General features: G+C 68.1%; 13 protein-coding genes. 3 read left to right on the forward strand and 10 right to left on the reverse strand.

Translation table 11 applies throughout. The features are described from left to right. Positions 1 to 6 precede the first annotated feature (6 nt). Positions 7 to 1,647: a DNA repair helicase XPB gene (locus HF024_RS13575; protein WP_085370737.1), complete on the forward strand. Its 1,641-nt coding sequence runs from the start codon at positions 7 to 9 to the stop codon at positions 1,645 to 1,647. Positions 1,648 to 1,654: 7 nt separating this feature from the next. On the opposite strand, the gene HF024_RS13580 is transcribed toward HF024_RS13575, so the two are convergent. From HF024_RS13580 to HF024_RS13605, 6 genes are all read right to left on the reverse strand, one after another. Then, on the reverse strand, positions 1,655 to 3,823 hold the full coding sequence (locus HF024_RS13580; protein ID WP_168689894.1) for a cell wall-binding repeat-containing protein: 2,169 nt from the start codon (positions 3,821 to 3,823) through the stop codon (positions 1,655 to 1,657). Between the two features lie 80 nt (positions 3,824 to 3,903). Then, positions 3,904 to 4,584, reverse strand: a complete 681-nt coding sequence (locus tag HF024_RS13585) for a fibronectin type III domain-containing protein (protein ID WP_168689895.1) — start codon at positions 4,582 to 4,584, stop codon at positions 3,904 to 3,906. 226 nt (positions 4,585 to 4,810) lie between these two features. Continuing rightward, positions 4,811 to 5,734 carry an aminoglycoside phosphotransferase family protein gene (locus HF024_RS13590; protein ID WP_168689896.1) on the reverse strand — a complete coding sequence of 308 codons (924 nt, stop codon included), beginning with the start codon at positions 5,732 to 5,734 and terminating at the stop codon, positions 4,811 to 4,813. Next, positions 5,721 to 6,476: a pyrimidine reductase family protein gene (locus HF024_RS13595; protein WP_085370739.1), complete on the reverse strand. Its 756-nt coding sequence runs from the start codon at positions 6,474 to 6,476 to the stop codon at positions 5,721 to 5,723. Before HF024_RS13595 ends, HF024_RS13590 begins: the two co-directional genes overlap by 14 nt. Continuing rightward, positions 6,469 to 7,365, reverse strand: coding sequence for a dihydropteroate synthase (gene folP, locus HF024_RS13600; RefSeq protein ID WP_168689897.1), 897 nt, complete (start codon positions 7,363 to 7,365; stop codon positions 6,469 to 6,471). The genes HF024_RS13595 and folP overlap by 8 nt, the downstream gene beginning before the upstream one ends. Position 7,366: 1 nt before the next feature. Beyond that, positions 7,367 to 8,593, reverse strand: a complete 1,227-nt coding sequence (locus HF024_RS13605) for an FAD-dependent oxidoreductase (RefSeq protein WP_168689898.1) — start codon at positions 8,591 to 8,593, stop codon at positions 7,367 to 7,369. Between the two features lie 126 nt (positions 8,594 to 8,719). Here HF024_RS13605 and HF024_RS13610 point away from each other — a divergent pair, with 126 nt between their 5' ends. Both HF024_RS13610 and HF024_RS13615 read left to right on the forward strand, forming a co-directional pair. After that, positions 8,720 to 9,412 carry a response regulator transcription factor gene (locus tag HF024_RS13610; protein WP_055895214.1) on the forward strand — a complete coding sequence of 231 codons (693 nt, stop codon included), beginning with the start codon at positions 8,720 to 8,722 and terminating at the stop codon, positions 9,410 to 9,412. A 53-nt stretch (positions 9,413 to 9,465) separates the two neighbouring features. Beyond that, positions 9,466 to 11,169, forward strand: a complete 1,704-nt coding sequence (locus HF024_RS13615; protein ID WP_085370742.1) for a HAMP domain-containing sensor histidine kinase — start codon at positions 9,466 to 9,468, stop codon at positions 11,167 to 11,169. 182 nt (positions 11,170 to 11,351) lie between these two features. Here the strand turns inward: HF024_RS13615 and groL are convergent, their stop codons facing one another. From groL to HF024_RS13635, 4 genes are all read right to left on the reverse strand, one after another. After that, positions 11,352 to 12,971, reverse strand: a complete 1,620-nt coding sequence (gene groL / locus HF024_RS13620) for a chaperonin GroEL (RefSeq protein WP_168689899.1) — start codon at positions 12,969 to 12,971, stop codon at positions 11,352 to 11,354. A 199-nt stretch (positions 12,972 to 13,170) separates the two neighbouring features. After that, the gene (locus HF024_RS13625) at positions 13,171 to 13,374 is read right to left on the reverse strand and encodes a cold-shock protein (protein ID WP_055895205.1); all 204 of its coding nucleotides are present in this window, start codon (positions 13,372 to 13,374) and stop codon (positions 13,171 to 13,173) included. 174 nt (positions 13,375 to 13,548) lie between these two features. Then, positions 13,549 to 14,097 carry a LytR C-terminal domain-containing protein gene (locus HF024_RS13630; RefSeq protein ID WP_168689900.1) on the reverse strand — a complete coding sequence of 183 codons (549 nt, stop codon included), beginning with the start codon at positions 14,095 to 14,097 and terminating at the stop codon, positions 13,549 to 13,551. A 14-nt stretch (positions 14,098 to 14,111) separates the two neighbouring features. Beyond that, positions 14,112 to 14,408: a DUF3263 domain-containing protein gene (locus HF024_RS13635; RefSeq protein ID WP_143466008.1), complete on the reverse strand. Its 297-nt coding sequence runs from the start codon at positions 14,406 to 14,408 to the stop codon at positions 14,112 to 14,114. Positions 14,409 to 14,447 lie beyond the last annotated feature (39 nt).

Here is a 14,447-nt window from a genome sequence, read left to right on the forward strand (position 1 = left end):
GCGGTTATGTCAGATGGCCCCCTGATCGTCCAGAGCGACCGCACCGTCCTGCTGGAGGTCGCGCATCCATCGGCCGAAGACGCACGGCACGACCTCGCCGTGTTCGCTGAGCTGGAACGCGCACCCGAGCACATCCACACGTACCGGATCACCCGCCTCGGGCTGTGGAACGCCCGCGCGGCCGGGCACACGGCAGAGGACATGCTCGGCACGCTGGAGCGGTACTCGAAGTTCCCCATCCCGCAGACCGTGTCCGTCGACATGGCGGAGACCGTCGCACGCTACGGCAGGCTCGTGATCGAGCGCGACGACGACGGCGTGCTGCTGCTGCGCTCCACCGACCTGCCGGTGCTCACGGAGGTGGCCGGGGCGAAGCGGATCGCCCCGCTGCTGCTCGAACGACGGGATGCGGACACCTTCGTGGTCGAGGCGTGGGCGCGCGGCCAGCTCAAGCAGGAGCTGGTGAAGCTCGGCTGGCCGGCAGAGGACCTCGCGGGATACACGCCGGGCACCCCGCATCCGATCGACCTGCTGGAGGACGGCTGGAAGCTGCGCGACTACCAGCACAAGGCGGTCGACAACTTCTTCGACGGCGGGTCCGGCGTGGTCGTGCTGCCCTGCGGCGCGGGCAAGACGCTGGTCGGCGCCGGCGCGATGGCGACCGCGAAGACCACGACGCTCATCCTGGTCACCAACACCGTGTCCGCCCGCCAGTGGCGCGACGAACTGCTCAAGCGCACCACGCTGACCGCCGAGGAGATCGGCGAATACTCGGGCCAGGTGAAGGAGGTCAAGCCGGTCACCATCGCCACCTACCAGATCCTCACGGCCAAGCGGAAAGGCGAGTACGCGCACCTCGCGCTGCTCGACGCGATGGACTGGGGCCTCGTGGTCTACGACGAGGTGCACCTGCTGCCCGCCCCGGTGTTCAAGCTGACCGCCGAGCTGCAGGCCCGCCGCCGCCTCGGCCTCACGGCCACGCTGGTGCGCGAGGACGGCAGGGAGGGCGACGTGTTCAGCCTCATCGGCCCGAAGCGCTTCGACGCCCCGTGGAAGGAGATCGAGGCCCAGGGCTTCATCTCCCCCGCCGCCTGCTACGAGGTGCGCATCGACCTGCCCGCCTCCGACCGCCTCAGCTACGCCGCTGCTGCCGACGACGAGCGCTACCGCCTCGCGGCCACGGCCCCCGCCAAACTGGATGTGGTGCGCCAGCTGGTCGAGCGCCACAAGGGAGAGCGCATCCTGGTCATCGGCCAGTACCTCGACCAGATCGACGAACTGGCGGAGGCCCTGGATGCTCCGTCGCTCACGGGCGCGACCCCGGTGGACGAGCGCGAACGGCTCTACCAGGAGTTTCGCGAGGGCACGACGGAGGTGCTGGTGGTGAGCAAGGTCGCCAACTTCTCGGTCGACCTGCCCGAGGCGACGGTCGCCATCCAGGTGTCCGGTTCCTACGGCTCCCGCCAGGAGGAGGCGCAGCGCCTCGGGCGACTGCTGCGGCCGAAGGAGTCCGGCCTGTCCGCCAACTTCTACACGCTGGTGTCACGCGACACGGTCGACCAGGACTTCGCACAGAACCGGCAGCGATTCCTGGCGGAGCAGGGGTACTCATACACCATCCTGGATGCGCACGCGCTAGCGGCGTAAGCGAATCCTAGGGGCAGGCCGCGAGCGCTGATATCCCGCCACCGAGCACGGTCGTCCCGCCCGCGAGAGTCACCGTCGTCACCCCCATACGGCTGATCGCGGCAAGCACCGGCTTCGGGATGCACGTCGATTCGGACAGGAACACCGGCGCCTTCCCCTTCGCCGCAACCGGCGCAGCGGAGAGCCCGTCGGGGAAGTTCAGACCGCTGACCAGGAAGGCTGTGGATGCGGTCGCGAACGCATCCAGGTTGACGTTCGCCGAGGTCGTCCACCGCTCGGCGCCCGCCACTCTGGTCGTCGATGGAACTTTCGCCTTGACCGCTGCGAGGAATGAGTCCGGCAGGGCGGCTGTACCCCCGACGACGCGAGCGGATGTCGGTGCCAGTTTCGTGACAGACGCTGCAGTGGCCGAGTCGAGACTCAACCATCCCGCCGGGAGCAGGATGATCGGCGCCCCCTGGGCACCGGCTGCTCCTCCCGCGCTGATCGCATCCGGAAACGCGTCGCCGCTGGCGAAGTAGACCCGGCTCGCGGATGGGAAGGCGTCAGCCGCGATCTTCCGTGACGTCTCGTAGCGGTCGGCCCCGGAGATCCGTTTGACCGATCCTGCGTACGACTTGAGCGTTGTGACGACCGCATCCGAGACGGCGTTCGGACCACCGGCAACCACGATGGTCGACGGTTTCAAGCGCTTGAGCTCGGTCGTCGTCGCAGCGGGGAGGCCCCCACCTGTGGTCAGCAGCAGCGGGCCGCCCTTCTTCGCTGCGGCAGCTCCCGCGGCGAGAGCGTCCGGGAAGTTCTCGCCAGACGCGATGTAGACGGTGGGTGCGGTCGACGTGAAGCCCGCTTTGGAGATCGCGGCGGCCTGCTCGTAGCGGTCGGCACCGGCGATGCGCGTGACTTTGGGTTTGAGCGCGGCGGCGATGTTGATGACGGCCGCACCTACCGTGGCCGCACCGGCACGGCCGCCGGAAAGTGGCGTCCCGGTGGATTTCAGACGCGCGACGAGCTGGTCGACGCTGTGGGTCGTTCCGTACTTCTGGCGGAGGACAGCGAAGGCGCCGGCGACCTGCGGTGCGGAGTAGGAGGTTCCCCACGCGGCCGCGGCGCTGTTGCCGCGCGCTCCAACCAAGAGGCAGTCACCACGATTGGCCGTGCACTCCTTGTCGCTGAGGCCCCCTCCCGACGGGGCGTAGAGCTGGGTGGACGGTGAGATGTTCGAGTAGCTCGTCGGCTGGGTCGGGGCGGTGACCCTGGATGCGCCGACGCGGATGATGCTGTCTCCGCAGTTGAAGGTGCCGCGACCGGAAATCGTATCGTTCCCTGCCGCCATCACCACGGCGATTCCCTTGGACTTCAGCGCCTTGGCCGCATCATTGATCCTCACGCCGTCTGACGAGGGGGATGTCGGACACACTTGATTGTCAGGAAGCGCGGCACCGTGGGCGGAGATCGTGACGACGGCGATGCGCCCGAGGTCGCTGCGCCCGGCAAGGGTGTTGTTGACGTAATTCAGCGCGTCCACGATGGATTGGCCCGGCCAGCCGACATCTGAACCGGCTGTTGGCCCTGTAGCAGTGAGGGAGCCGGACCCTCCGCCGACTTTGAGAGCGATCAGTTTGGCGCCCGGCGCAGCTCCCGTGAAATGATAGCCATTCTTCGCGAGCGGCCTCCCGACCGCAGTGGACGCGGTAATGGCGCCGTGGAAATAGTGACAGAACGTCGAGCCCGTGTGGTCGATGCACGTGTTGCCCGGAGAATTCGACGGCCGAGAAGAACCTGGCGCATTCGAAAAGAAATACCGCGCGGCCGGATTCTCGGGGAGCGCGCGGGCGACCGTATTCGAGGTATCGCACAGGTTGCCCTTCGAGTGGTTGGGCAGTCCGAAACACGCCTCGGACACAACGGCCCCCGCGATTGACTGAGTGGAAGCGTCGAAGGCGCCGTCGATATCGACGACGGTGTATCCGGATCCATCGAAGGTGGCACCCGTCCTGTCCGGATACTTACCGGCAGTGGTGCCACCGAGCAGCACCGGAACCGACGCGAACAGGGGCGTCGCGGCATCGCCTCGCCCGTGCGGTTCGAGGAGGTCAAGATCGATCAGGTGCTCACCCTCGCGAGAATCGTATGGAGCAGCCGCTTCATCGGCGTCGGCATACGCAGAGGCAGGCATCGCGATAGTCGCTAGTACAACGACACCAACGCACGTGGCGATCGCGCATATCGCGCGTCCTCTATCGCGTGTCGTCCGTGTCACGCGTGAGTCCCTCGAGCGACGCCGACAAATCGTCGGAACCACAGCGCCGCTCCCCCGAGGATCACGCACCCGAGCGCTACCCACATCAATTGCGATGTGCTCGAGCCAGTCGCGGCGAGTTCCGCCCGTTTGGCCCCCGCTGGCTTGCTCTGCACGCCAGCGAGATCGACCTGAGCGTCGTCCGACGGAGGGTTCGCCTCCAATGGCTCCGAGGACTCCGACGGCTCCTCAACGATGCGCTCCTCTGTCGGCGGAGCAATATCGGGCATCAGAAACGTCAGCTCAGCGGGATCGCCGTAGGCAAATGTCATCCCTCCGTCAGGACCGCGGCTGAATCCGGCCGTGACCGTGACCGTGTAACTCTGGCCCGGACGGAGGTCTTCAAGGGTGTAAGGCGTGCGCGAACTCCACCAGCAGGAATCAAAGAACTCGGGCGGACACGTCTCGACGTACTCGCCGTTCACCGTTATCAGGTGCGGATTAAATGTGATCCTCGGGTCTTCGAACGAAGGCCGATCCCAACTGATGTCTGCGGTTCCCGGTCCGAACGATACGATGTGCAGGTTGTTGACCATGTATTCCGGGCCGGGAAGGTAGACAGGATACTGCGGGATCTGAGGCGACGAGTCGACGCTCTCCACCGGTTGATCAGGCGCAGCGTCGGCTGCCTCGGACACGACCGACCCGTCCGCCTCTCCGCGCACTTCGGCGGAGGCCGCGGAAACGCTCACTCCACATGCGAGGACCACCGCGCAGAGTCCAATCAATGAGCGAATCGCCAGACCTAAGACGTCAGGCCTCGTATGCATGTAGTTCCCTTTCGGCATAGCGTCCGGGACACCCGAACTCAGCTTCTAGAACTAACACCCAGAACGTAACATGTCAGAGTTAATTTTGCCGCGCCTACTCCCCCAGCACCCGACCCACCGTCTTCCGTGCCCCAACATCCCGCGGGTCGTCGCGCAGCATGATCAGCGCCTTCCACAGCGCCCACCCTTTCCCGCGCGCCCACATCGCGTCGTCCACGCCGAGCACGCGGCGATACGCATCCCTCGCCTCGCCATCCAGCGTCGTCCACGCCAGCGCCAGGTCGCACGCCGGGTCACCGACACCCGAGGTGCCGAAGTCGATCACCGCTGCCAGCGCGCCGTCGTGCATCAGCAGGTTGCCGAGCGCGATGTCGCCGTGGAACCACACCGGGTCGCCGTGCCAGGTCGCGTCCGCCGCCTCGGCCCAGACGCGGGTGGCTGCCGCCACGTCGATCGGATCGCCCGCGGCGGCGAGCGCTGCGATGGCCGCCCGCGTCTCGTCGCCGTAGACCGACGGAGAGTCGCCGCGGAAGAAGTTGTGGCGTCCCGGGCGCGGTGCCCCGTCGGTCGGGCACGACCGCAGCGCCACCAGGAACGACCCGACCGCCTCCGCGAATGCCACCGGGTGGCCGATGCCGTCGAGCGCCGCCGGGCGTCCGTCGAGCCAGCGGTAGACCGACCACGGGTACGGGTAGCCGAAGTCCGGGTCGCCCGCAGCGACCGGCACCGGGATGGGCAGCGGCAGCAGGGGCGCGAGGCGCGGGAGCCACTGCTGCTCCTTGGCCACCTGCTCTGCATACCACGGGCCGCTCGGCAACCGGATGCTCAGCGCGTCCCCCAGCCGGAAGGTGCGGTTGTCCCAGCCGTCCAGCTCCACCGGCCGGATGGGCAGGGCGGCCCACGCGGGAAACTGGCTGTCGATCAGCCGCCGCGCGAGGGCGGCGTCCACGACAGGCGGCTCAGCGGCGGGCTGCTCAGCGGCGGGCTGCTCAGCGCCTGGCGGCTCAGCGCCTGACATAGCGCAGCAGGAGCGTGTCGCCGGAGACGAGCGTGTGGGCGAGCTTCAGCCCGACCGGGACGATCGGCGACGCCCCGGAGGCGATGCGCGTCGCCACTCCTGCCTCCAGCCGCGGGCTGATCGTGAGGCACAGCTCGTCCAGCTCGCCGGACGCGATCAGGTCGCCGAACAGGTGCGGGCCGCCCTCGCAGTGGATGCGGCCGAGGCCGCGCTCCGCGAGCACCCGCACCAGCGCATCCACCTCGACGCGCTGGCGGCCGCAGACCACTACGTCCGCCACCTCCGACAGCGCTTCGCGGGTGTCGTGCCTGGCGATCTCGGTGGTGAGCACGATGGGGCGCACCGGCGCATCCTGGAAGATCGGGCTGGCCGGGTCGAGGTCGAGGCTCGCCGAGACGATGGCGAAGACCGGATGCGCGCTCAGCCCGTGCGCAACGCGCCAGCGCTCGGAGACCGCGCCCACCCGCATCGCCGCGTATCCCTCCGCCCGCACGGTGCCCGCTCCGACGACCACCACGTCACAGAGTCGGCGCAGGATACCGAAAACGCGCTTGTCCGCCTCGTCGGAGAGCCCGCCGGACAGGCCTTGGTGCGTCGCGGCGCCGTCCACGCTGCTGACGAAGTTGACGCGCAGCCACGGCTCGTCGCCGACACCATCGCTGTAGAGGGCGGCGAGGTCGTCGTCTCCGAGTCCTTCCGCCGCGGGCAGCGGATAGACCTTGGCGATGGCTGCGTCACTCATTCACGTCTCCCATGTTGTGCGTCAGGTATGCGGGCTCGCGCAGCCCGAGGATGGCCTCCGTCATGCGCGCAGCGGCGACGGAGGCGCCCACGTCGTGCATCCGGATGATCCTGGCCCCGTTGACGATGGAGACGACCGCGGCGGCGAGGGAGCCCTCCAGGCGGGCCTCGCGCGGCGCATCCAGGGTCTCCCCGATGAAGTCCTTGTTGGAGACGGCGGCGAGGGTCGGATATCCGAGATCGGCGATCTCGCTGAGCCTCCTGGTGAGCTCCAGCGAGTGCAGCGTGTTCTTGTTGAGGTCGTGCCCAGGGTCGACGATGATCCGCTCCTCCGGGATGCCCGCGGCGAGCGCGACCTCCACCCTGCCGAGCAGGAAGGCGGCGACCTCGGCGGCGATGTCGTCGTAGTGCGGCCGCGGGTAGAACGTGCGCGGCGCGGCGAGACTGTGGGTGATGACGAGCGTGGCGTCGCTGTCGGCGACCACGGACACCAGGCGCGGGTCGCTGAGGCCGGTCGTGTCGTTCACGACGGTCGCGCCCGCTGCGATGGCGCGGCGGGCCACCTCGGCGTGGAAGGTGTCCACGGAGATGACCACGTCCGACCCCGCCCGCAGCTCGGCCACCACCGGCACCACCCTGTCGGCCTCCGCCTCCACCGGGATGGGGTCGCCGGGGGCGAACGGGACGCCGCCGATGTCCACCCAGTCCGCGCCGAGCTCGACAGCGCGGAAGCTGGCCTGCACGGCCTTGTCGAGGGCGAAGGTCCTCCCCCGGTCGAAGAACGAGTCCGGGGTGCGGTTGACGACGGCCATCACTGCGACGCGACGGGAGAAGTCGAAGGTGCGGGCGCCGATGGTGCGGACGGGGATGCGGAGCGGGGGCAGATACATCTCAGAGCGTGGCAAGGTCCACGCTCTCGTCGGTGAGGCGTGCGACGTCGACGCGCTCGCCGGAGCGGATCAGGCGCTGCACCTGGTCGTTCACATCCCAGACGTTGACGTTCATCCCGGCCACCACGCGGTCGTTGCGCAGCCAGAACGCCACGAACTCGCGCCGGTCGACGTCTCCGCGGTAGACGACCCTGGCGTCGGCGGCCAGCGGGCCGTATCCCGAATACTCCATCCCCAGATCGTATTGGTCGGAGTAGAAGTACGGGATGTCGTCGTAGCTCGCCGTCTCGCCGAGCACGCTGCGCGCCGCGACGGTGCCGCCGGCGATGGCGTTCGCCCAGTGCTCGTTCCGGAGGTGCCGGCCGATGACGGGGAGGAACGGGTTGGCCACGTCTCCGGCCGCGAAGACGTCCTCCGCCGCCGTGCGCATCCTCTGGTCGACCGGGATGCCGTTGTCGACCGAGAGGCCGGACCGCTCGGCGATGGCGGTGTTGGGCACCGCGCCGACGCCGACGACCACCAGGTCGGCCGGGATGCGCGCCCCGGTGCCGGTGACCACCTCGCGGGGTCCGTCGTCCGCTCCGTCGATCGCGACCACCGATGCCGCGTTGCGGAACGAGACGCCGTTGTCGGTGTGCAGCCGCTCGAACACGCGGCCGAGCTCGGGGCCGATCGCGGAGCTGAGCGGCACGGCGGAGCTGCCGACTACGGTCACGTCGTTCCCGTACCCGCGCGCCGCCGCGGCGACCTCGAGGCCGATCCAGCCGGAGCCGACGATCACCACGCGGCGGCCTCCCACCTCGAGCGCGGAGCGCAGCCACTCGCTGTCCTCGACCGTCCGCAGCGTGAACACCGCCCCGTGCCCTGCCCCGGGCACGCTCAGCCTCCGCGGGCTCGCACCGGTCGCGATCACCAGGCTGTCGAACGTGATCCTCGCCCCTCCGTCGAGGAACAGCTCGTGCGCAGCCGCATCGAACGAGTTCGCGGTGGTCTCCGGCAGGAACTCGACGTCGTTCTCCGCGTACCACCCCTCCGGATGCACGTCCCCCTCCGAGCGTTCCGCCTCGCCCTTCAGGTACTCCTTCGACAGCGGCGGCCGGATGTACGGGTGGTGCTCCTCCGCGCCGAACAGCAGGATGCGGCCGTCGAATCCGCGCTCGCGCAACTCGGTGGCGACGGTGGCTCCTGCCAGTCCTGCTCCGGCGATGACGACGGTGGGCTTCGACATGGGGATCCTCCTCGCGACGGCTGCTCCCAGCATCCACTGTTCCCTCGGCACCCGCCAGACCCTCACACCAATCCCACACCGAGCGCTCACAGGCAGGATTCAGCCAACGCGCAGATACTAGGAGCCATGAACGCCGGACCTCGCATCCTGATCGTCGACGACGAGCCCAACATCCGCGACCTGCTCACCACCAGCCTCCGCTTCGCAGGGTTCGCCGTGCGTGCGGTCGGCAACGGCGCGCAGGCCATCTCCGCGGTCCTCGAAGAGGAACCAGACCTCATCATCCTCGACGTGATGCTCCCCGACATGAACGGCTTCGGCGTCACTAAGCGCCTCCGCGGCGCCGGGTACACCGCGCCCATCCTGTTCCTGACGGCCAAGGACGACACGGAAGACAAGATCACCGGCCTCACCGTCGGCGGCGACGACTACGTCACCAAGCCGTTCAGCCTCGACGAGATCGTCGCCCGCATCAAGGCCATCCTGCGCCGCACGATGCAGGCGGACGAAGACGCGGTCATCCGCGCCGGCGAGCTGACGATGGACCAAGACACCCACGAGGTGTTCGTCGGCGACACGGCCATCGAGCTCAGCCCCACCGAGTTCAAGCTGCTGCGCTACCTCATGCTCAACCCCAACCGCGTGCTGTCGAAGGCGCAGATCCTCGACCACGTCTGGGAGTACGACTTCAACGGCGACGCCGGCATCGTCGAGTCCTACATCTCCTACCTGCGCCGCAAGGTGGATGCGCACTCCAGCGAGCCGCTCATCCAGACCAAGCGCGGGTTCGGCTACATGCTGAAGGCCGCAAAGGTCTGACCAGGCTCCTCCACATGCCTGGCACAGCTTCGGCTGCGTAAACTGGCGGCCTCATGCACACACGCTTACTCGATCGATGGAACGCGATCTCCCTGCGCACCAAGATCACCGGCGTGACCGTGCTGATGCTGACCCTCGGCCTGCTCGTGACGGGCATCGGCACCATGTCGATGCTGAAGCCCGTGCTGCTCGACCAGCTGGATGCGCAGCTGTCCGCTGCGTCGGGCGGCAGCTACCTCAACACCTACCTCTACGGCACGTCGGCCGACAGCGAGAAGATCGCGACGGACGCCAGCCCGTCCGACTACTTCGCCGCGCTGTACGACGCCGACGGCAACCTGGTGAGGACCAACTGGTCCAACATCCCGGAGGCCCACCGGCCCGCCGTCCCCAAGTCGCTGACGGTGCCGGAGAGCAAGCTCCTCCCCTCCGGCGGCTACCCGCTGCTCAGCAATGACGGCCACACCGCATACCGCGCGCTGGCCACGACGGTCACGCTGACCAACCCGCCCGGCGCGCTCGGCACGGCCATCGTCGCGACGACCACCTCGCAGATCGACACCGTGATGGCGAGCTTCCTCGCGATCTTCCTCGGCTTCGGCGTGATCGTCATCATCGTCGGCGCCGGCCTCACCCGGATGCTCGTGACCACGACGTTCTCCCCGCTGCGGGAGGTGGAGCAGACGGCGGCGGCCATCGCGGACGGCGACTTCAGCCAGCGCCTCGGCGGCGCCACCCCCAACACCGAGGTCGGCCGCCTCAACCGCTCCCTCAACACGATGCTGAACCGCATCGACCGCGCGTTCAACGACCGCGCGAGGACCATCGAGCAGATGCGCCGCTTCGTCGGGGACGCCAGCCACGAGCTGCGCACCCCGCTCGTCTCCGTGCGCGGATACGCCGAGCTGTACCGGATGGGCGCCCTGCAGACCCCGGAGGACGTGGCGCAGGCGATGGACAGGATCGAGAAGGAGGCCATCCGGATGGGCGGCCTCGTGGAAGACCTGCTCGAACTCGCCCGCCTCGACGAGACCAAGCCGCTCGACCTGCATCCCGTCGACCTGGTGCGCATCGCCCAGGACGCGGCAATGGATGCGATGGCCGGCGCCCCCGGCCGTGTCGTCACCGTCATCACCCCCGACCCGATCGCCGCCCCCGAGTTCGGCCCGGAGGAACCGGGCGTCGACACGGTCCCAATGCCCATCCAGGACCAGGCGGCGCGCGTCAGCAACGCCACGGGACCGATCGCGTTCGCGGGTGCGACGCTCGCGCGCCTGCGCCGTGGCCGCTCCCGCCGCCCGGGCAGCACCGAGCCGATGCCGGTCACCACCGCGGAGAAGGTGGTGCTGCACCAGCCCGTCCCCGCCGAGCCCGCCATCGTGCTCGCGGAGGAGAACAAGCTGCGCCAGGTGGTCACCAACCTGATGGGCAACGCGCTCCGCTACACCGCGGAGGGCACCCCGATCGAGATCATGGTGCAGGTGAACCACCTCACCGGCCGCGCGATCCTGGAGGTGCGCGACCACGGCGACGGCATCCCGCCGCAGATCCGCGAGAAGATCTTCCAGCGCTTCTGGCGTGCTGACACGTCCCGCGCCCGCGAGACCGGCGGCAGCGGCCTCGGCCTCGCCATCGTCTCCTCGATCGTCGCCGCCCACCGCGGCACCGTCGAGGTCGTCGAAACCGAAGGCGGCGGCGCCACCTTCCGCGTCTCCCTCCCCCTCGCGGAGACCGCGGCCCCCACCCCGGCCGCCTGAGCCGCCGCCCGCGGCGGCGCCGCGGCCCGCGAGATACCAGTAACTGCTGCGCATCCCGGGCGTTTCGCGACAGTTCGTGGCATCTCGCCGATGGATGCGCCGGGCACGACGGGCACGACGGATACGACGAAAGAGGGCGCCTCCCGTGCGGGAGACGCCCTCTTCGTGGTGCCGGGTAGGACTTAGAAGTCCATGCCGCCGGTGGGGTCGCCGGCCGGGGCCGGGTTCTTCTCCGGCTTGTCGGCGACGACGGCCTCGGTGGTGAGGAACAGGCCGGCGATCGACGCTGCGTTCTGCAGGGCCGAGCGGGTGACCTTCACCGGGTCGTTGATGCCGGTGGCCAGCATGTCGACGTACTCGCCGGTCGCGGCGTTGAGGCCGTGTCCGACCGGGAGGTTGCGGACCTTCTCGACCACGACGCCGGCCTCGAGGCCTGCGTTGATGGCGATCTGCTTGAGCGGAGCCTCGATGGCGACCTTGACGATGTTCGCGCCGGTGGCCTCGTCACCCGTGAGCTCGAGCTTCTCGAAAGCGGTCTTGCCCGCCTGGATGAGGGCGACGCCACCACCGGCGACGATGCCCTCTTCGACGGCTGCCTTCGCGTTGCGGACGGCGTCCTCGATGCGGTGCTTGCGCTCCTTGAGCTCGACCTCGGTCGCGGCTCCGGCCTTGATGACCGCGACACCGCCGGCGAGCTTCGCCAGGCGCTCCTGCAGCTTCTCACGGTCGTAGTCGCTGTCGGTGTTGTCGATCTCGTTGCGGATCTGAGCGACGCGTCCCGCGATGGCCTCGGGGTCGCCCGCGCCCTCGACGATGGTGGTCTCATCCTTGGTGATGACGACCTTGCGTGCCTGACCGAGCAGGTCGAGGGTGACGTTCTCGAGCTTGAGGCCGACCTCCTCGGAGATGACCTGGCCACCGGTGAGGATGGCGATGTCCTGCAGCTGCGCCTTGCGGCGGTCGCCGAAGCCGGGAGCCTTGACGGCGACCGACTTGAAGATGCCGCGGATCTTGTTGACGATCAGCGTGGCCAGGGCCTCGCCGTCGACGTCCTCCGCGATGATCAGGAGCTGCTTGTTGGCCTGGATCACCTTGTCGACGATCGGCAGCAGATCCTTGATGTTGGAGATCTTCTGGTTGGCGATGAGGATGTACGGGTCTTCGAACACCGCCTCCTGGCGGTCCTGGTCGGTGACGAAGTACTGCGACAGGTAGCCCTTGTCGAAGCGCATGCCCTCGGTCAGCTCGAGCTCGGTGCCGAAGGTGTTCGACTCCTCGACGGTGACGACGCCCTCCTTGCCGACCTTGTCGATCGCCTCGGCGATGATGTCGCCGATGGTGGTGTCTCCGGCGGAGATGGATGCGGTTGCAGCGATCTCCTCCTTGGTCTCGACCTCCTTGGCGCTCGCGATGAGCTCCTCGGTGACGGCCTTGACGGCCTTCTCGATGCCACGCTTCAGGGTGATGGGGTCTGCGCCGGCGGCCACGTTGCGGAGGCCTTCCTTGACGAGCGCCTGAGCGAGAACGGTCGCGGTGGTGGTTCCGTCACCGGCGACGTCGTCGGTCTTCTTGGCGACCTCCTTGACGAGCTCCGCGCCGATCTTCTCGAACGGGTCGTCGAGCTCGATCTCCTTCGCGATGGAAACGCCGTCGTTGGTGATCGTGGGGGCGCCCCACTTCTTCTCGAGAACGACGTTGCGGCCACGCGGGCCCAGCGTCACCTTGACGGTGTCGGCCAGGATGTTGAGGCCGCGCTCAAGGCCGCGGCGGGCGTCCTCGTCGAAAGCAATGATCTTTGCCATGGTTGTTTCTCGTCCCTCCCGGACGTCTGCGAAAGATGCGAACGGTTAGCACTCGATCAGATGGAGTGCTAAAGCGATTCTGGCACTCGGGGCAGCCGAGTGCAAGGTGAGTCCGCCGACAGCAGACACGGAGAGAGGAGTTAAACAGGAGAGCGCCGCCCCTTCAGGGACGACGCTCCGCCAGGTTGGTTGCTGCGTGCTACGCCGGACGCACCGACTCAGCCTGCGGGCCCTTCTGTCCGCTGCCGACTTCGAACACGACCTGCTGACCCTCTTCGAGGACCTTGTAGCCGTTCATGTCAATGGCGGAGTAGTGGACGAACACGTCCTGTCCCCCGTCGTCGACGGTGATGAATCCGTAGCCCTTTTCAGCGTTGAACCACTTCACGGTTCCGTTCGCCATGCATAACTCCTATTGCTGTGTTTCGTAGCGACGGCCCATCACCGGCGCGTTGAATCCAGATACTAATGCTTTCAATGCACGTAAACACCAGCTATTTCGGCAAAAAGACGGGAAATGACCGGAAACCGTCAGAAGTTAAACACGCCCGAAACAATACGGGACGGACCGAAATCGTCAGCCGGTGAAGTTGCTTCCCAGCACGACTGTGATATCGGCGCCGGTGTCCGCGTAGTCCTGGGTCTCGGCGGTGGTGGCTCCCGGCAGCGCCTGGGCGACGCCGAGCGCCGCCCCTGCGTTCTTCGGGTCGGAGTAGTAGACGACGGTCTGCGTCAGGTCGGTCTTGTCCGCGTTGGCGAGCGCGCCCACCTTGATGCCGGCCGCGGTGAGCTTGGTCCCGGCTGCGGCAGCGAGATCCGGAGTCGTGGTGCCGTTGAGCACGTTGACCGTGAGCGCAGGGTCGATCGTCGGCACGATGGTCGGCGTCGGAGACGGCGTCGGCGTCTTGGAGGCCGAGCTGGTGCCCGGCGTGCCGTGGAAGGAGATGCTGCCGTTGATGAGCGAGAGCCCGAAGACTCCAGCGCCGATCAGCACGATGGTGGCGAGCGCCGCCCAGCCGAAGCCGATCCAGCCGCGCCCTTTCGCGCGGGGCGCGCGGTGCGCGCCGACGCGGTTCAGGTCGTCCGGAATCGCGTCGAAACGGTCTTTGGGGTACTTCTCTGCCATCGTGTCGGTGGTCCTCAGTCGTCGGACGCGAGCGTCCGGGAGCTTCTGGCGGCCATTCTCGCCTCGCGCAGTCTGAGCAGGCGCTTGACGAGCATGGGGTCGTGCTGCAGAGCGGCTGGCTGGTCGATCAGCGCACCGAGCAGCTGATAGTACCGCGCCGCCGACAGGCCGAACTCCTCACGGATGGCCTGTTCCTTGGCGCCGGCATGCCGCCACCACTGCCGCTCGAACGCGAGGATCGCGACGTCCCGCTCGCTCAGGCCGTCTGGGCGCTGAATGGATGCCCGGTCGTCTGCCGCGTTCGCCACCATGATCCCTTCATGCCTGTCGGTCGTGCCGCCGCTCCTGCG

Origin of the sequence: Leifsonia sp. PS1209 (genome assembly GCF_012317045.1) — a bacterium.
Lineage (GTDB): Bacteria > Actinomycetota > Actinomycetes > Actinomycetales > Microbacteriaceae > Leifsonia.